Annotated in this window: 16 protein-coding genes and 1 other RNA gene; 9 read left to right on the forward strand and 8 right to left on the reverse strand. The window is 57.1% G+C overall.

Features of this window, described 5'->3' with window-relative positions; all coding sequences use genetic code 11:
* Window positions 1–138: 138 nt before the first annotated feature.
* The 5 genes from AAAC48_RS23625 to AAAC48_RS23645 form a co-directional block, all read right to left on the reverse strand.
* Entirely contained in the window at window positions 139–288 is a 150-nt protein-coding gene (locus AAAC48_RS23625) for a hypothetical protein (RefSeq protein WP_340656530.1), read from the reverse strand.
* A 43-nt stretch (window positions 289–331) separates the two neighbouring features.
* On the reverse strand, window positions 332–2878 hold the full coding sequence (gene ligD, locus AAAC48_RS23630) for a DNA ligase D (protein WP_340656531.1): 2547 nt from the start codon (window positions 2876–2878) through the stop codon (window positions 332–334).
* 3 nt (window positions 2879–2881) lie between these two features.
* Window positions 2882–3715: a Ku protein gene (locus AAAC48_RS23635; protein ID WP_340656532.1), complete on the reverse strand. Its 834-nt coding sequence runs from the start codon at window positions 3713–3715 to the stop codon at window positions 2882–2884.
* An 81-nt stretch (window positions 3716–3796) separates the two neighbouring features.
* Window positions 3797–5083 carry a CynX/NimT family MFS transporter gene (locus tag AAAC48_RS23640; RefSeq protein ID WP_340656533.1) on the reverse strand — a complete coding sequence of 429 codons (1287 nt, stop codon included), beginning with the start codon at window positions 5081–5083 and terminating at the stop codon, window positions 3797–3799.
* On the reverse strand, window positions 5080–5757 hold the full coding sequence (locus tag AAAC48_RS23645; protein ID WP_340656534.1) for a FadR/GntR family transcriptional regulator: 678 nt from the start codon (window positions 5755–5757) through the stop codon (window positions 5080–5082). The genes AAAC48_RS23640 and AAAC48_RS23645 overlap by 4 nt, the downstream gene beginning before the upstream one ends.
* Before the next feature lie 424 nt (window positions 5758–6181).
* On the opposite strand from AAAC48_RS23645, the gene AAAC48_RS23650 reads away from it, so the two are divergent.
* The 6 genes from AAAC48_RS23650 (at window position 6182) to phoB (ending at window position 12418) form a co-directional block, all read left to right on the forward strand.
* On the forward strand, window positions 6182–7225 hold the full coding sequence (locus AAAC48_RS23650) for a substrate-binding domain-containing protein (RefSeq protein ID WP_340656535.1): 1044 nt from the start codon (window positions 6182–6184) through the stop codon (window positions 7223–7225).
* An 86-nt stretch (window positions 7226–7311) separates the two neighbouring features.
* Complete coding sequence (gene pstC / locus AAAC48_RS23655) at window positions 7312–8793, forward strand: phosphate ABC transporter permease subunit PstC (RefSeq protein ID WP_340656536.1); 1482 nt, start codon at window positions 7312–7314, stop codon at window positions 8791–8793.
* On the forward strand, window positions 8790–10106 hold the full coding sequence (gene pstA, locus AAAC48_RS23660; RefSeq protein ID WP_340656537.1) for a phosphate ABC transporter permease PstA: 1317 nt from the start codon (window positions 8790–8792) through the stop codon (window positions 10104–10106). Before pstC ends, pstA begins: the two co-directional genes overlap by 4 nt.
* 70 nt (window positions 10107–10176) lie before the next feature.
* Window positions 10177–10950, forward strand: a complete 774-nt coding sequence (gene pstB / locus AAAC48_RS23665; protein WP_340656585.1) for a phosphate ABC transporter ATP-binding protein PstB — start codon at window positions 10177–10179, stop codon at window positions 10948–10950.
* 41 nt (window positions 10951–10991) lie between these two features.
* Entirely contained in the window at window positions 10992–11714 is a 723-nt protein-coding gene (phoU, locus tag AAAC48_RS23670; protein ID WP_340656586.1) for a phosphate signaling complex protein PhoU, read from the forward strand.
* Between the two features lie 17 nt (window positions 11715–11731).
* Window positions 11732–12418, forward strand: coding sequence for a phosphate regulon transcriptional regulator PhoB (gene phoB / locus AAAC48_RS23675; RefSeq protein WP_162759907.1), 687 nt, complete (start codon window positions 11732–11734; stop codon window positions 12416–12418).
* Window positions 12419–12422: 4 nt separating this feature from the next.
* Here the strand turns inward: phoB and AAAC48_RS23680 are convergent, their stop codons facing one another.
* From AAAC48_RS23680 to AAAC48_RS23690, 3 genes are read right to left on the reverse strand one after another with little or no spacing between them, the layout of a single operon-like run.
* Complete coding sequence (locus tag AAAC48_RS23680) at window positions 12423–13613, reverse strand: VWA domain-containing protein (RefSeq protein WP_340656538.1); 1191 nt, start codon at window positions 13611–13613, stop codon at window positions 12423–12425.
* A gap of 5 nt (window positions 13614–13618) precedes the next feature.
* Window positions 13619–14065 carry a GNAT family N-acetyltransferase gene (locus tag AAAC48_RS23685; RefSeq protein WP_340656539.1) on the reverse strand — a complete coding sequence of 149 codons (447 nt, stop codon included), beginning with the start codon at window positions 14063–14065 and terminating at the stop codon, window positions 13619–13621.
* Entirely contained in the window at window positions 14066–14905 is an 840-nt protein-coding gene (locus tag AAAC48_RS23690; protein ID WP_340656587.1) for a MoxR family ATPase, read from the reverse strand.
* Window positions 14906–15020: 115 nt separating this feature from the next.
* Between AAAC48_RS23690 and ssrS the strand changes: the two genes are divergently transcribed.
* The 3 genes from ssrS (at window position 15021) to AAAC48_RS23705 (ending at window position 16712) form a co-directional block, all read left to right on the forward strand.
* A non-coding RNA gene (gene ssrS / locus AAAC48_RS23695) (6S RNA) lies at window positions 15021–15177 on the forward strand.
* Window positions 15178–15234: 57 nt separating this feature from the next.
* On the forward strand, window positions 15235–15840 hold the full coding sequence (locus AAAC48_RS23700) for a 5-formyltetrahydrofolate cyclo-ligase (protein ID WP_340656540.1): 606 nt from the start codon (window positions 15235–15237) through the stop codon (window positions 15838–15840).
* 47 nt (window positions 15841–15887) lie between these two features.
* Window positions 15888–16712 (forward strand): TIGR00282 family metallophosphoesterase, encoded by an 825-nt coding sequence (locus AAAC48_RS23705; protein ID WP_340656541.1) that lies wholly within the window; start codon window positions 15888–15890, stop codon window positions 16710–16712.
* The last annotated feature ends 61 nt before the right edge of the window (window positions 16713–16773 follow it).

Raw genomic sequence — 16773 nt, forward strand, 5'->3', positions numbered from 1 at the left:
AACATACGAAAACAGCGACCCCGTCCGATCATCCCCACCGCGCATCCAAATCAATCCTATCTGTTGCACCATCAGGGAATCATGCCGCAAACCCAAAAGCCAGAGAGTTTTTCAGCAGCCTGCTAGAGCAAATGTTGTCTATTTAGAGCCGGAAACCCAGCCGTTGGTTTGCTGGGCAAACCTACCAGCTTTCAAACCCGCTGGTCGAATTGACCGCATTTCGAGAGAAATGTCGGCTTCGTCCAATGCACCCATGTCGGCCTTGCCAAACCTCTTGACCTTGTCCATGAATTTTCTCCGGCAGAACGACCCTAAATAGACAAAACTTGCTCTAGATACCCTTTTTGCCCGGTGCCATCGGTTTGTCGATCGGGACGGCGGATGCGCGAAACTCCGCCCATGGGTCGGTCTTTAGCGAGGCTATCCGGTTTGGCGTATTCAGGACTGTGAAATATGCAGGGCCAATGCCAGGGGTCAGTTCATCCCATTCAAGCGGCATCGAAACCGCCGCACCTGGGCGTGCGCGAGTCGAGTATGGGGCAACCGCGGTGGCGCCGCGCTGATTGCGCAGATAATCGATGAGGATCTTGCCCGTGCGTTTCGACTTGGTGATCGTCGAGACGTAACGATCCGGACTGTCCGAGGCCATGGAATCGGCGATAGCCTTGGTGAAAGCCTTCACCTCGGGCCACGTGGCTTTGGGCTTTAGCGGTGCAACCACATGCAGGCCTTTGCCGCCGGATGTCTTGAGATAGGCCCTTAGACCGGCTTGCTCAATCCGCCGACGGGTTTCCTGCGCCGCGTCGATCACCCTTGCCCAGGGCACGCTATCACCAGGATCAAGATCCATGATGATCATGTCAGGGTGTTCCCAATCCTTAACTGTCGAGCCCCATGGGTGAATTTCGAGAACGGCGGATTGCACCAGCCCGATAAGGCCATCCAGGTCGTTGATGCTGATCAGCGGTTCGCCATCCTTGTCTTTGGGATCCTTGACCAGGGCAATATTCGGATTGAGCCCCTTCCACGCATGCTTCTGGAAGAAGGATTGGCCGGTTATTCCCTCAGGGCTCCTGAGAAGGGCGAGAGGGCGGCCGACGACGAAAGGTGAAATATACGGCCAGACCTCAGTATAATAGTTCGCCAGACCTTCCTTGGTGACGCCCTGCTCGGGCCAATAGATACGATCAGGATGGGTGAGCTTCACGGTGTGCCTCTGGGGTTTTGATGGGGCGGCCGAACTTGCCGTTTCTCGCACGACCTCAGCAGCGTCTTTATCTTCACGCAGGCCGCGAAAGGCGGCGTGGCGCAGGTTGCCGTCGGCCGTCCACGCGCGGAACTCCACCTCGGCAACGAGCTGCGGCTTGGTGTAGCGCACCTGCCGCGCTGCGTCTGCGGTCAGGCGCTCGGCAAAGGGGCTTTCGGGGATGCGAATACGTTCCAGCCGGCGGTACAGGTCTTCGGCCACGGAAGTGCTGTAACCGGTTCCGACACGGCCGACGTGTTTGAGCTTCTTGCCGTCATAAACGCCCATGACCAATGAGCCGATGGCCTTGCGCGACGTCGTGGATGGCACGTAACCGGCAATGACAAATTCCTGATGCAACGAGCACTTGGATTTGACCCAGCTTTTGCCCCGGCCAGATCGGTACGGCGCATCGCGCAATTTGGAAACAATGCCCTCAAGGCCGAGGCGGCAGGCGTGGTTACGGATGACTGCGCCATCGCCCTCGAAATGCTCGCTGTAGCGGATGAGAGAGGCTGCATTGCCCACAAGGGTTTGCAGCAGCGTCTTGCGTTCGATAAGCGGTAGCCACTGCAAATCATAGCCATCAAGATAGAGAAAGTCGAAAACGTAGAAGACAAACCGGTCCGTCCGGTCCGCGCTGAGGTCGGCCTGCAGGGCGGAAAAATCGGAAGCGCCCGCTGCGGTTTCCACCACAAGTTCGCCGTCGATAAGCGCCGTACCCACTGGCAGATCCTGAAAGGCGGCGACAATCTGCTTGCCAAATCGCTTGGTCCAGTCGAGACCCGTACGGGTCAGGAGTTTTACACGGCCAGCCTCGATACGAACCTGCAAACGATAACCGTCGAACTTTATCTCGTGGACCCAGCGTTCGCCCGATGGCGGCTTGGTCACGAGGCTCGCCAAGGTTGGCTCGACGAAATCAGGCAGGCGCGCCTTCTTAGCGCCTTTGATTAAAGAGGGATCAGGCGCTACGATTTCGGCTGGCTCTGCTGGCTTTCTTGCAGGCTTGGCCCTCGAGGCGTTCCTGTCGATTTTGCCGGTCTTCGACGACCATCCTGGCTCTTCCCCCGCGACGTCGGCAATCTCGCGGCCGGTTTTTACGGATTTCGGCTTCTCCTCAAGGATATCCGGGTCACGTTCCGAGCGTGCAGCTTGGTCCTCGCCCTTGATCAGCAGCCAGTTCTCGTGCTTCTCGCGCGGTTTGCCTTGCATGCGCACTAAATGCCACCGTCCGGAGAGCTTCTTGCCGTGCAGCTCGAATTCCAGGTGGCCTTTCGCATAGCCTCGATCGGGATCTGCAACGGGCTCCCAAGTGCCGCGATCCCAGATAATGACGGTGCCGCCGCCATATTCGCCCTTGGGGATGGTACCTTCGAAGTCGCCATATTCGAGCGGGTGATCCTCGACATGGACGGCCAGTCGTTTCTCTCCGGGTACGAGGCTGGGCCCGCGCGTGACCGCCCAGCTCTTCAGAACACCATCCATTTCCAGCCGGAAATCATAGTGCAGCCGCCGCGCATCATGCTTTTGAATGACAAAGCTGTTTCCCGACTTGCGCGCCTTGCGGCCTCTAGGTTCGGATGTCGTCTTGAAATCGCGCTTCTTGCGGTAGGTTTCAAGCGCGACCACGGATCAGCTCGCTTTCCGCCGGGCAGGCTCCGCCTTTGCTTTCTTTGCTGCCGCCGGTTTCTTTTTCATGCCAGCGCTTTCGCGCAGTGCCTGCATAAGGTCGACGACCTTTTCGGTTTTTGCGGGCTTTCTCGCCGGGATCGGCTTGCCCTCAAGTTTTGCTTTCACCAGCTCGGCCAACGCAGCCTCGTAGCGATCTTTATACTCCGAGGGATCGAAGCTGCCGTACTTGGTCTCAATAATATGTTTGGCAAGGTCGAGCATCTCGCCCTTGATCTTCATGTCGGGAATGCTGCTGAAAGCGTCCTTGGCGGAACGCACTGCGTAATCGAAATTCAGCGTTGTGGCGATCATTCCAGCATCTTCAGCGCAAATGAGAACGGTGCGAACGCGCCGGAAGAGCACCGTCTGAGCCAGCGCCGCGACTTTCTTGGCTCTGAGGCCCTCGCGGATAAGGGCGAAGGCCTCCTGGCCATGCTTGTCGCTTGGTGTGAGATAGTAGGGTTTGTCGAAATAGATATCGTCCACCTCGTCATACGGGACAAAGGCTTCAACCGCGAGCGTCTTGTCGCTTTCGGGAACCGCCGCTGCGACTTCCTCCGGCTCCAGCACGATATAGTCGTTATTGCCTATCTCGTAGCCTTTGACCTGATCTTCCCGTTCGACCAACTTGCCGGTGTCGCTGTCGACGAATTGACGCTGAACGCGATGACCGGTCTCGCGATTGAGCGTGTGGAAGGCTATGCGTTCTGACGTCGACGCGGCCGTATAAAGGGCCACCGGGCAGGTGAGCTCGGCAACTTTCAGATAGCCTTTCCAATTCGCACGTGGCGCCAACACTCAACTCCCTTTGGCTACCGTGGCAATGCCGGAGCATGCAATTGGTTCCGATTGCAGCGGTTATTCTATCGAAATCATCTAAATTTGGATAGTGCGGGCCTTCACGTGCGTCGCGCGCCCCGCTCCCCAACCAAATATTGCAACACCGAGACCCAAGAGAACGAACAAGATTGCCGTTGCGCTGTAGCCGCCTGTCGCACTGTGGATCAAGCCCACAAGCAGAGGACCGATGGCCGCCAACATGTATCCGACACACTGGGCCATGCCAGAAAGATGAGAGGCAATATGGGCATCGCCTGACCGTAACACGATGATGGTCATGGCGACTGCGATAAGACCGCCTTGGCCGATGCCCTGAATGACGGCCCAGAGCCAGACAGTCGACAAGGGCGCGAACAGGAATCCGAGCAACCCCGTGACTGCAAGTGTGACAAGTGCCACATTGACCAATCGCTGGTCCTTGCAGCGTACGGCAATCGACGGCACAAGGAGGCAGGCGAAGACTTGTGCCATGACAGACACTGAAACAACGACGCCCGCTGTAACACCATCCAGGCCCCGGTCGCGCAGGATGGGCGACAGCCATCCAAAGACGCAGTAAGCCAAGGCCGATTGCAGGCCCATGAACAGCGTCACCTGCCAAGCGAGGCGATCGCGCCAGAGCCCCTCGACCCGGAAGCCGGCATGTTTCATCCGGACCTTTCTGAAAAAGGCGTGCGGAAACCAAATCAGTGCAACAAGAATTGCCGGGAGGGCCCATGCGCCGAGCGCCAGTGACCAGGATCCTCCCAGCATGCGTTGCAGGGGAAGCGTAAAACCAGCGGCACTGGCTGCTCCGGCGCAAAGCGCCATCGTATAAAGGCCTGTCATCAATCCTGTTCTGCTGGCGAAGTCACGCTTGACAAGGCCCGGCAGCAAAACGTTTCCAGTCGCGATGCAGGCGCCTGCGAGCGCGGTGCCAAGAAAAAGCAAGGGCAGGGACCCAAATCCTCGCAATGCAGTCCCAAGCGCCAAGAGCAGCAGAACGCCCAAAAGCGTGCGTTCAGCACCGATGCGTTGCGCCAGCCTTGGCGCGAGCGGGGCGAATACGCCGAGGCAGACAACGGGCAGGGTGGACAGAACGCCGGCACCGAGGGAAGATAGCCGCGTCTGCTCGATGATCTCCGGCAACAGGGCAGCAGCGCTGGAAAAGACTGGGCGAAGATTAAAAGCGATGAGGACGAGACTTAGACCGGTGATGATTTGTGCGGCACTGTTCGCAAAAACCGGAGCGCGCGGCTGAGGAACACTGTCGGCTTCGGCATTGATTAGCTGTTCGCTGACAATGTCCTTGGTACGCGGTTCGAGGGCGATATGTTGATTCATGATGCGAGAAGCCGATCGAGTTCTGAGAGAATGGGCGCCATGAAGGCGCGGGTGGTCGATGCTGCCCTGTCCGGGTCGCCGGACGCGATGGCATCAACAATAGCGACGTGAGCGGCCATGTCCGGTTCGGGAAGCTCGCCCGTTACCGTTGCTTTGATGACTTCCTGTATGGAAGCTGAGAAAAACTCGTAGACTTCTACGAACGCATGATTTCCGGAAGCGGCAACGACGGCCCTGTGGAAAGCAAGATCGCGTTCGACATAGCGGTCGTGAACGGCCGCGTCATATTCGCCGCGCTCAACCAGCAACTGGCGAAGGTCAGCTATAATCCCGGGCGTATGGCGCATGGCCGCCAGCCGGGCGGCCTCGACTTCAAGGGCGCACCGGGTTTCGACCTGGTCGCGAAGTCCGGTCCGCCGGATTCGCAAGAGGCTGTCCTGCGCATCGATCACGGATCGCACGTAGGTTCCGGAGCCTTGACGTGTCTCAAGAAAGCCTTGGGCAACCAGAACGCGAACGGCTTCCCTCACGGTCCCCCTGCTGACACCGAGCATGTCGGCAAGTGTCGCCTCATTCGGAATGCGGTCGCCAATCCGCCAGCAATTGGCAGTGATTTCGGTCCGGATGTTGTTAATCGCCGTTTCCGCAAGGTTTGTGCGCGCCGCAGGTTGCATTTGCTCATATTCCTCAAGTCATCCGATGACATGAGGAATATGAGTTTGTCCAAGCCCTGTCAACACGTCTTTATGGCACGAACGGTCCCCAATCCCGATTCAAGCCTGCCTCAGCCGCGGCCTGCATACTGCCGCGAGAGGTGGCAAGCGCGTCCCTAATCCTGATGCGGGCGGATCGTCGCAAATGAATGACAAGAAGTTACTGGATTCATCGAAGATACGGCGCGGTGCTTTTCTACATCCAATTCAGTAGACGGGTAACTTTATGGTTTTAGAGCGATTTCTGATTCAACCGATGGATTCGCTCGCCCACAACCGCCACAACAGAACTGTTACATTCCTGTCATATGACTGTAATAAAGCTTCTATAGACCGCAGACGACGTCGGAGGCGTCACGCAATTAATCCAACAGGAGCTGCTCCTATGAACAAGCTATTTTCCACTGCCGCATTGCTTGCAATCGCGGTGGCCGCATCGACAGTTGGCGCATCCGCCCGCGACCAGATCCAGGTTTCAGGCTCCTCGACGGTGCTGCCATATGCCAAGATCGTTGCCGAATCCTTCGGCGAAACATTTCCTAGCTTCAAGACGCCAGTCGTTGAATCCGGTGGTTCCGGCGCTGGCATCAAGGAGTTCTGCAAAGGCGTTGGCGAAGACACGATCGACATTGCCAATTCTTCCCGCCCAATCAAGGATAGCGAGCTGAAGTCCTGTGCCGATGCCGGCGTCAAGGATGTTGAAGAAATCCGTATCGGCTACGACGGCATCGTTTTCGCGACCGACATCAAGGGTCCGGACTGGAAGCTGACACCGAAGGACGTCTATCTGGCGCTCGCGGCACAGGTTATCGTTGACGGCAAGCTCGTTGCCAACCCCAACACCAAATGGAACCAGGTGAACCCAGCCCTTCCTGACTGGGATATCGCGGCTTACATTCCGGGTGAAAAGCACGGCACGCGTGAAGTCTTCGAACAGAAGCTGCTGGATGGCGGGTGCAAGGCATCCGGTGCTGCAGATGCAATCAAGAAGCTCGGTCTCGATGAAAAGGCCGCTGCCGCTGCCTGTATCGCTGTCCGCAAGGACGGCAAGGCAATCGATATCGATGGCGACTATCCGGAAACGCTGGCACGTATCGCGGCCAACAAGACTGGCGTTGGCGTATTTGGCCTCTCCTTCTATGAGAACAATGCCGACAAGCTGAAGGTTGCGACGGTTTCGGACATTGTGCCGAGCACGGAAACGATTTCTTCCGGCAAGTATCCGGTCTCCCGTCCGCTGTTCTTCTATGTCAAGAAGGCCCATCTCGGCGTCATTCCTGGCCTGAAGGAGTATGTGGAATTCTTCCTCAACGACCAGATGATCGGCGACGACAGCCCGCTCGTCGAGTACGGTCTGGTTGCTGCGCCTGCAGCAGAGCGCCAGGCCCAGCGCGACGCATTCGCCGCTGGCACGACGATGAAGAAGTAAACTTGAACCTGCGTGCGCGGGCGGCTATGGCTGCCCGCGGATGCGCTCCAAATTCATGACTTTGTGAGACAGATAAAGGGCTCTCGATGTCGACTTCATTGGTGTTTGTGATCGTCGTTGCGATTGGTGTTGTCGGATACTTCCTCGGGCGTCAGCGCGCTGTCAGCAAAGACGCGTTCGAAAAGGATGGCAGAAACGTCAAGGCACATTCTTTGCCCCATTATCATGGGTGGTGGGTCTTTCTGGCTTCAGCCTTGCCGGCCATTCTCTTCCTTGCCGTTTGGGCGGCCGCGAGCAATCTGTATCTGGAGCGAACTGCCATCGCCGCATTGCCGGTGCGCACCGCCGATACCGTCATTGCCAGCCAGAGTCTCGAGCTTGGCATGGTCAGCGGCATTGCCCGCGGTCTCGGTAAGCTGAGCAATGAGGAGAGAGCCAATCTTCCGCAGACCTTCGCCGAATTGCGGCCATTGCTGTCGGCCAAAGGCGTCGCCCTTGCGCCGGATGGCCAGGACTACATGATCCTCATTGCTGTCGAGTGGAACAAGAACACAGTAAGGGCAAATAATATTGGCGGCACTATCGCGCTGATACTTGCGGTCGCCGGTGCGATCTTCGGTCTTTCAGGCGTCCATGTTCGGGCGCGCGCACGCAACAATGTCGAGCGCGTTATCCTTGGCGGGCTGATCGCTGCTTCCACCATTGCCATTCTCACGACCGTCGGCATTATCCTGTCGATGCTTTTCCAGACACTGACTTTCTTCCAGTCGGTTTCGCCAACAAGCTTCTTCTTCGGCACGGTGTGGGACCCGCGCTTTGCCGCTGCTGGTTCCGGCGGATCGCAAGGTCAGTTTGGCCTCGTTCCCCTGTTGGCCGGTACAATCTACATTGCCTTCGTTGCCATGCTGTTCGCGGTGCCGGTCGGTCTTTTCTCTGCGATCTACATGGCCGAGTATGCCAGCCCAAGATTGCGCTCCGTCGTCAAGCCCCTGCTTGAAGTGCTCGCAGGCATTCCGACGATTGTTTATGGCTTCTTCGCACTCGTCACGGTCGGCCCATTCCTGCGCGATCTCAGCGCTGCACTTTCCGGTGGCTATGCCTTTATTCAGGCGCAGAGTGTCCTGACCGCTGGTGTCGTGATGGGCGTCATGCTGATCCCCTTCGTCTCGTCGCTCTCAGACGACATCATTACCGCTGTCCCAAGATCACTGCGCGATGGCTCTCTCGGCCTCGGCTCAACCCGCTCGGAAACGATCCGCCGTGTTGTCCTGCCGGCTGCCTTGCCAGGTATCGTCGGCGCACTGCTGTTGACGGCATCACGCGCAATTGGCGAGACGATGATCGTGGTGCTGGCGGCCGGCGTTGCGGCTAACCTAAACATTAATCCATTCGACGCAATGACGACGATCACCGTCAAGATCGTCAATCAGCTGACCGGCGATCTTGAGTTCAACTCGCCGCAGACGCTGGTAGCTTTCGCCCTTGGCCTCACCCTCTTCTTCATCACTTTGGCGATGAATATTTTCGCGCTTTACATCGTGCGTAAGTATCGGGAGCAGTACGAATGACCGACATAGCCCTCAATCCCGCTGCTGTTTCTGCCAAGCCGGCCCGCCGCGATATTGGCCTGAAACGCCGCTACGCCGCTGAACGCCGTTTCAAGCTCTACGGGATCATCGCGATTGGCATTGGCCTCTTCTTCCTGGTAGCGCTGCTCTATTCTGTTATCTCCAATGGATACACCGCCTTCTGGCAGACAGAGGTCAATCTTTCGATCAATCTCGATCCGAAGATCATCGATCCGGAAAACAAGCGGGCCACCGATCCGAATGTGCTGCTGACCGCCAATTATCCGCTCTTGGCCCGCAACGCGCTGGCCGAAAAACTGGGTGTGAGCCAAAGTGACAAGCCAGGATTGCGTGAACTCGGCAAACTTTTTTCTGATGGCGTGCGCGGGCAATTGCGCGAAATCGTGGTTGGCAATCCTTCGCTGATCGGTACGACACAGAATGTCTGGGTGCTGACCGGTGCCGATATCGATTCCGCTTTCAAGGGCCAGATCGATCTGAGCGTTGACCAGACCCGCCGCAAGGTCTCCGACAAGCAGGTCGAGTGGATGAACAAGCTGAAGGGCGAGGGTGTTATGGCCCAGCGTTTCAATACGGGCCTGTTCACCTATGGCGCATCGAGCCGTCCGGAAACGTCGGGGCTAGGTGTCGCGTTGATCGGCTCTCTTTATATGATGTTGATCGTGCTGCTGCTGTCGCTGCCCATCGGCGTTGCTGCTTCGATCTATCTTGAGGAATATGCACATAAGAGCCGGCTGACGGACATTATCGAGGTCAATATCAACAACCTGGCGGCGGTCCCGTCGATCGTCTTTGGTCTTCTTGGCCTCGCGGTGTTCATTAACTTCTTCCACATGCCGCGTTCGGCTTCGCTTGTCGGCGGTCTTGTGTTGACTCTCATGACACTGCCGACGATCATCATCGCAACACGCGCCGCGTTGCGGGCCGTTCCACCATCGATCCGCGCGGCCGCTCTCGGCATTGGGGCGTCGAAGACGCAGATGGTCTTCCATCACGTCCTGCCGCTTGCTGCACCTGGTATCCTGACGGGCACGATCATCGGCCTCGCCCATGCCCTTGGCGAAACCGCGCCGCTGCTCCTCATCGGCATGGTGGCCTTCGTCGCCAACAGTCCCGTCACGCCGCTTGATCCAGCTACGGCACTTCCGGTCCAGATCTACATGTGGGCCAATGAGGCAGAACGCGCGTTCGTCGAGCGGACATCGGGTGCTATCATCGTGCTGTTGCTTTTCCTCGCGGTCATGAACATCACAGCTATCATTCTGCGCCGGCGCTTCGAGCGTCGCTGGTAACCGCTCAGGAAAGGATCTAACGATGAACCTGATGACAGAACGAAATCTCGAAAAAGCGGTAAACGACAAAATGAACGCCCAGCCAAATGCGATCAAGATGCAAGGCAAGGATGTCACGGTTCACTACGGTGAGAAGCAAGCCTTGTTCGGCGTCAGCCTCGATGTGCCGGAGAAGATGGTAACCGCCCTGATCGGCCCGTCTGGCTGCGGCAAGTCCACGTTCCTGCGCAGCCTTAATCGCATGAACGATACGATCGAAGGCTGCAAGATTGGCGGCAAGATCACCCTCGACGACGAAGATATCTACAATCCCAAGATCGACGTTGTGGAGCTTCGCGCTCGCGTGGGCATGGTGTTTCAGAAGCCGAATCCATTCCCGAAGTCGATTTTCGAGAATGTTGCCTATGGCCCGCGCATTCACGGTCTTGCCAAGAACCGCCAGCAGCTCGAAGAAATTGTCGAGAAGAGCCTGCGCCGCGCCAGCCTTTTCGACGAGGTGAAGGACCGTCTGCACGAAGCAGGAACGGGTCTGTCGGGCGGTCAGCAACAGCGCCTGTGCATTGCCCGTGCCATCGCTGTCAGTCCGGAAGTCATCCTGATGGACGAGCCGTGCTCGGCACTTGATCCGATCGCCACTGCCAAGGTGGAAGAGCTGATCGACGAATTGCGCCAGAACTACACGATCGTCATCGTAACGCACTCGATGCAGCAGGCGGCACGTGTTTCGCAGCGGACCGCAATGTTCCATCTCGGCAATCTGGTCGAAGTTGGCGATACGGAGATGATGTTCACCAATCCGACTGAAAAGCGGACCCAGGATTACATCACCGGGCGCTTCGGCTGATCGAGCTTCGCCACAGGGAACGAGGAAAAGAAATGACCGAATTGCAATCCCAGCACACCGTCCGTTCCTACGACGATGAATTGAAGTTCCTAACCCACAAGATCGCCGAGATGGGCGGCCATGCGGAACGGATGGTCGAGCAGGCGGTTACCGCCATGGTCAATTCCGATAACGCGCTCGCGCAGCGTGTAATCTCGGATGATCTGATTCTTGATGCCGGCCAGCGCGAGATCGATGAAAAGGCCATCACCATCATCGGCAAGCGCCAGCCCATGGCGATTGACCTGCGCGAAATCATCGGCACGATCCGGATTTCCTCCGATCTGGAGCGCATCGGCGACCTCGGTAAAAACATTGCCAAGCGCGTCGTTGCCGTAACGGATACGCGCCAGACATTGTCCGTCTATCGCGGGTTGCAGACGATCGCGGAACTTGCATTGACGCAGCTGAAGGATGTGCTGGACGCCTACGCGACGCGCTCGGTGCAACAAGTCAACATCGTGCGCGAGCGTGATGACGAGATTGATGCGCTCTATACCTCGCTCTTCCGCGAACTCCTGACCTATATGATGGAAGATCCGCGCAATATCTCGGCCTGCACGCATCTTCTGTTCTGCGCCAAGAACATCGAGCGTATCGGTGACCATGCAACCAACATTGCCGAGACGGTCTACTACATCGTAACCGGCTCGCAATTGCCGGCCGAGCGGCCGAAGGAAGACCAGACCCACAGCATTGTTGTTGACGAAGCCAGACAACCGTAATCCAGGATAGACGAGCCATGGCGATAGCCCCCAAAATCACCGTTGTGGAGGACGAGGAAGCTTTGAGCGTTCTTCTCCGGTACAATCTTGAAGCTGAAGGCTATGTTGTCGAGACGATCACACGCGGCGACGAAGCAGAAATTGCCTTGCGCGAGAAAGTGCCGGACCTTTTGATCCTCGACTGGATGTTGCCGGGTCTCTCGGGCATCGAGCTCTGCCGGCGTCTTAGAACTCGGCGCGAGACCGAAATCCTGCCAATCATCATGCTGACGGCACGTGGAGAAGAGAGCGAACGTGTACGTGGCCTCGCCACCGGTGCTGACGACTACATGGTCAAGCCGTTCTCGACGCCGGAGCTTCTTGCCCGCATCAAAGCGATGCTGCGCCGGGTAAACCCAAGCTTGTTGTCGCACGTCTTAAGCTTTGGCGATCTTAAGCTCGATCGTGAACAGCACCGTGTATTCCGCAAGGAGCGCGAACTGAAGCTCGGGCCGACCGAATTCCGGCTGCTGGAATTCCTGATGCAGTCTCCGGGGCGGGTGTTCTCACGCGGCCAGCTTCTCGACAATGTCTGGGGTGCCGATATTTATGTCGATGACCGCACGGTCGACGTACATGTGGGCCGGTTGCGCAAAGCGATCAATATTGGCCGCTCGGTAGATCCCATCCGCACTGTACGCGGAGCGGGCTACTCGTTCGGCTGATCGGTCAATGCCTGCGCGACAGTTCGCGCGTCGCGGTTTCGATACCTGAAAGGGTGAGCGGATACATGCGATGCGCGAAAATCTTGCGGATCATGGTTGTCGATGCCGTATAGTCCCAATAGGCTTCCTTGGTAGGGTTGAGCCAGACCGTATTCTTCCATTGATCGAGCACACGCATAAGCCAGACGCTACCTGCTTCCTCGTTCCAGTGTTCGACTGAACCGCCGGGATGCGAGACTTCATAGGGTGCCATGGCCGCATCGCCAACGAAGATAACCTTATAGTCCGAGCCATATTTATGGATGATATCCAGCGTCGGGATGCTTTGTGTATAGCGGCGGCGATTGTCCTTCCAAACGCTTTCATAAAGGCAATTGTGGAAGTAGAAGTATTCCATGTGCTTGAACTCGGAGCGCACGGCCGAAAACAGTTCTTCCGCAATCTTGATGTGTTCGTCCATTGAACCGCCGACATCGAAGAACATCAGGAGTTTCACATGGTTTCGCCGTTCTGGACGGGTCTGGACGTCCAGATAACCATGCTCTGCCGTTGATCTGATCGTTCCCGACAGGTCCAGCTCATCCTCAGCGCCTTCGCGCACCCAGCGCCGCAACCTTTTCAGTGCAACCTTGATATTGCGCGTACCGAGTTCGACGCCATCGTCAAAGTTTTTGAACTCGCGCTTGTCCCAGACCTTGACGGCACCGCGGTGACGGCTCTCGTCCTGGCCGATCCTTACGCCTTCCGGGTTGTAGCCATAGGCGCCAAAGGGCGATGTCCCGGCCGTGCCGATCCATTTCGAACCGCCCTGATGTCGTCCCTTCTGTTGCTCCAGGCGCTGGCGCAGGGTTTCCATCAGCTTGTCAAAGCCGCCAAGCGCTTCGATCAGCTTTTTCTCTTCCTCCGTCAGGTGTTTTTCCGCCAGCCGCCGCAACCACTCCTCCGGAAGATTGGCAATATTGATACCGCCATCGCCGCTCAAGGTTTCGATGCCCTTGAAGACATGGCCGAAAATCTGGTCGAAGCGGTCCATGTACCGCTCGTCCTTCACCAGCGACGACCGGGCAAGGTAATAGAAGCCTTCGACATCATAGGTTACGAGCCCCGCATCCATGCCCTCAAGCAGCGTCAGGTATTCCCGCAAGGATACGGGAACCTTCGCCGCTTTGAGTTCAAGGAAGAAGGGGATGAACATAGCTTTCAGACCATCTTCACATATTTGATGAACGGCGTGACCTTGGCGATGCGGTCATATAGCAGCCTTGCCGTCGCATTGTTCTGGTTGGTCGTCCAATAGACCGAATGCGCACCGGCCTTTGTTGCTTCGGCGTGGACGGCCTCGATAAGAGCGCGGCCGATGCCCTTGCCGCGCACTTCCGGATCAGCATAGAGATCCTGCAGATAGCAGACATTCTCGACACTCCAGCAATGGCGATGGAATAGGTAATGGGTGAGGCCCACTGGCTTGCCGTCAACCTCGGCAATAAAACCGCGATACTCATGGTCGGCGCCTGACGTCAGCCGCGCGAATGTGGTCCGATAGACATCTTCAGAGACGGTCGTCTCGTAGAAGGTCAGATAGCCGGTCCACAGCCGGCGCCATTCGGCTTCATCGGATTTCCGTAGAGGGCGGACTTCAACGCTCATTTATCCCTGTCTCCTCGCCATGAAGGCCAATCGTTCAAACAGGTGCACGTCCTGCTCATTCTTCAACAGCGCTCCATGCAATTTGGGCAATGCATTTTTCGGATCGGCGCGCAGATCTTCCGGTGCGATGTCATCGGCAACAAGCAGTCTGATCCAGTCGAGCGCCTCTGATGTGGAGGGCTTCTTCTTCAGGCCGGGGACCACGCGGATTTCGTAGAACTGTGTGAGGGCGGCGCGCACAAGATTCTGCTTGATGCCGGGATAATGCACCTCGACGATCCTGGTCAGTGTGTCGACATCGGGGAATTTGATGTAGTGGAAGAAGCAGCGCCGCAGAAAAGCGTCCGGCAGTTCCTTCTCGTTATTCGAAGTAATAATGACAATGGGCCGATGCGCGGCGCGGATGGTCTCGCCGGTTTCGTAGACGTAAAACTCGTTGCGATCGAGTTCCTGCAACAAATCATTGGGGAATTCGATGTCGGCTTTGTCTATCTCATCGATGAGGAGCACGATTTTCCTATCGGCGGTGAATGCGTCCCACAGTTTGCCCGGCTTGATGTAGTTCTTTATATCGTTGAACCGGGTGTCCCCAAGCTGCGAATCCCGTAACCGGCTCACCGCATCATATTCATAAAGGCCCTGCTGTGCCTTCGTAGTCGATTTGACATTCCATTCGATCAGATCGAGATCAAGTGCAGAAGCAATCTGACGGGCAAGTTCCGTCTTGCCGGTTCCAGGCTCGCCCTTGACGAGAAGTGGCCGTTCAAGTGCAATCGCCGCATTCACGGCCACCATCAAATCCTTATCGGCCACATAGGCCGCTGTTCCTTCAAACCGCATCATAGGTCCTTTCGCGATGGGACGAGATTAGAGTTGGGATGGAACGAGGGCAAGAGTGCGAAATTAGCCGACAACGCCACTGGTGCAAGACAAGCATCCGTCCTATATTTGTGGCGGCGCTCTGCGCTTCTCGACAGGAGAGACATATTCCCCGGGGCCTTAATGATCCCTTAGGGAGCTGTCCCTGAGGAGGCCCGTGGGCTTCCTCACACGGCGCCCACCTACTTTGTAGGTTCCCGGGATCGACTTCTCCATCGGTTGTGTGGACGCCACTTTTATTTCGTGCTCATCCCGAGCTGGCTCGCCGTCAGCGCCTCATGAGATCCACTGTGAAGCACCATTCTCCCGTCAAAGAACTGAAGAAACATCTGCGGCTCGAGGCGTTGGGCCGACGTGATGCGCTTGAGATCGAAGATCGCATCGAAGCATCGATGCGGATCGCAGATGTCGGCCTCGCGTCGTTTGTGCTTGATCGCGGTACCATCGTCTCGGGTTTCTGGCCTATCCGTTCGGAAGTGGATCTGCGTCCGCTCCTCTTCGGTCTGCGTGATCGCGGAGCTCAGCTTTGCCTGCCCGTAATCATGGACAAGAAGACTATCCTGTTTCGGGAGCTGGTGCGGGGGGCTTCAATGATCGACACCGGTTTTGGTACGGCAGGCCCCCCGGAGGATGCTCCGGTCCTTGATCCCACCTTCATGCTGGTGCCGCTTGCGGCCTTTGATGCGCGCGGTCACCGTATCGGCTATGGTGCGGGCTATTATGACCGCGCAATTGCGCGCCTCCAGGAGATAGGCGTCAATCCGCGGCTGATAGGCGTGGCATTTGACTGCCAGGAGGTCGAAATCGTGCCGGATGAGCCGCATGACATGCCGCTGGAGGCTATCCTGACCGAAAGCGGGTTGCGCAGGTTTGGCAGGATCGATAAAGCCAGTTAACAATTATGAGCCCCGCAGGAACGGGGGCTTTTTGTCAGGATATAGGCGTGAGATTACTTTTTCTTGGTGACATGGTGGGCCGTTCGGGCCGGACAGCTGTCTATGAGCAATTGCCGGGTTTGATATCCGATCTGAAACTCGACTTTACCATCGTCAATGGCGAAAATGCCGCCGGCGGCTTTGGCATCACCGAAGATATCTTCCACGATACGATCAACGCCGGTGCAGATGTTGTCACGACAGGTAACCACGTCTGGGATCAGCGCGAGGCGCTGGTCTTTGCGGCGCGGGAACAGCGTTTCCTGCGACCCGCGAATTTCCCGCTCGGTACGGCCGGCAAAGGTTCTGGTGTTTTTCTTGCCAAGAATGGAGCGCGCGTACTCGTTTCCAACATTCTGGGCCGGGTTTTCATGCATCCGGACCTACATGATCCTTTTACCGTTGCCGAGGAAATTCTGGCGGCATGTCCGTTGGGTGAACAGGCGGACGCCGTCGTTTTCGATTTCCATGCGGAAGCGACCAGCGAAAAACAGTGTTTCGGACATTTTGTCGATGGCCGCGCCAGCTTCGTCGTAGGTACCCATACCCATGTGCCGACCGCGGACGCACAAATCCTGAATGGCGGTACGGCCTATATGTCCGACGCGGGAATGTGCGGCGACTATGATTCCTCGCTCGGCATGGACAAGGAAGAGCCGCTCAACCGCTTCCTGTCCAAGGTGCCGAAGGGCCGATTTGAAGCGGCCAGCGGCAAGGCGACAATTTGCGGTGTTGGCGTCGAGATTTCAGACCGCACCGGGCTTGCCGAAAAGATCGCACCTTTGCGGCTTGGCCCGAGACTTGAAGAGACAATCCCATCGTTTTGGAAATGACTTCTGAAACGACCTATTACATCCGTCTTCGGTTTGCACCATCCGGGCCAACAGCAACGCA

Source organism: Phyllobacterium sp. (assembly GCF_037994405.1).
Classification (GTDB): Bacteria; Pseudomonadota; Alphaproteobacteria; order Rhizobiales; family Rhizobiaceae; genus Phyllobacterium.

Bases quoted from the DNA above. Each gene is read 5' to 3' on its own strand.
- AAAC48_RS23690 (WP_340656587.1), bottom strand. From the start codon at position 14,905: ATGCGGTTTGAAGGAACAGCGGCCTATGTGGCCGATAAGGATTTGATG.
- AAAC48_RS23650 (WP_340656535.1), top strand. From the start codon at position 6,182: ATGAACAAGCTATTTTCCACTGCCGCATTGCTTGCAATCGCGGTGGCC.
- AAAC48_RS23625 (WP_340656530.1), bottom strand. From the start codon at position 288: ATGGACAAGGTCAAGAGGTTTGGCAAGGCCGACATGGGTGCATTGGAC.
- AAAC48_RS23645 (WP_340656534.1), bottom strand. From the start codon at position 5,757: ATGCAACCTGCGGCGCGCACAAACCTTGCGGAAACGGCGATTAACAAC.
- AAAC48_RS23640 (WP_340656533.1), bottom strand. From the start codon at position 5,083: ATGAATCAACATATCGCCCTCGAACCGCGTACCAAGGACATTGTCAGC.
- pstA (WP_340656537.1), top strand. From the start codon at position 8,790: ATGACCGACATAGCCCTCAATCCCGCTGCTGTTTCTGCCAAGCCGGCC.
- pstB (WP_340656585.1), top strand. From the start codon at position 10,177: ATGAACGCCCAGCCAAATGCGATCAAGATGCAAGGCAAGGATGTCACG.
- pstC (WP_340656536.1), top strand. From the start codon at position 7,312: ATGTCGACTTCATTGGTGTTTGTGATCGTCGTTGCGATTGGTGTTGTC.
- phoB (WP_162759907.1), top strand. From the start codon at position 11,732: ATGGCGATAGCCCCCAAAATCACCGTTGTGGAGGACGAGGAAGCTTTG.
- AAAC48_RS23685 (WP_340656539.1), bottom strand. From the start codon at position 14,065: ATGAGCGTTGAAGTCCGCCCTCTACGGAAATCCGATGAAGCCGAATGG.
- AAAC48_RS23680 (WP_340656538.1), bottom strand. From the start codon at position 13,613: ATGTTCATCCCCTTCTTCCTTGAACTCAAAGCGGCGAAGGTTCCCGTA.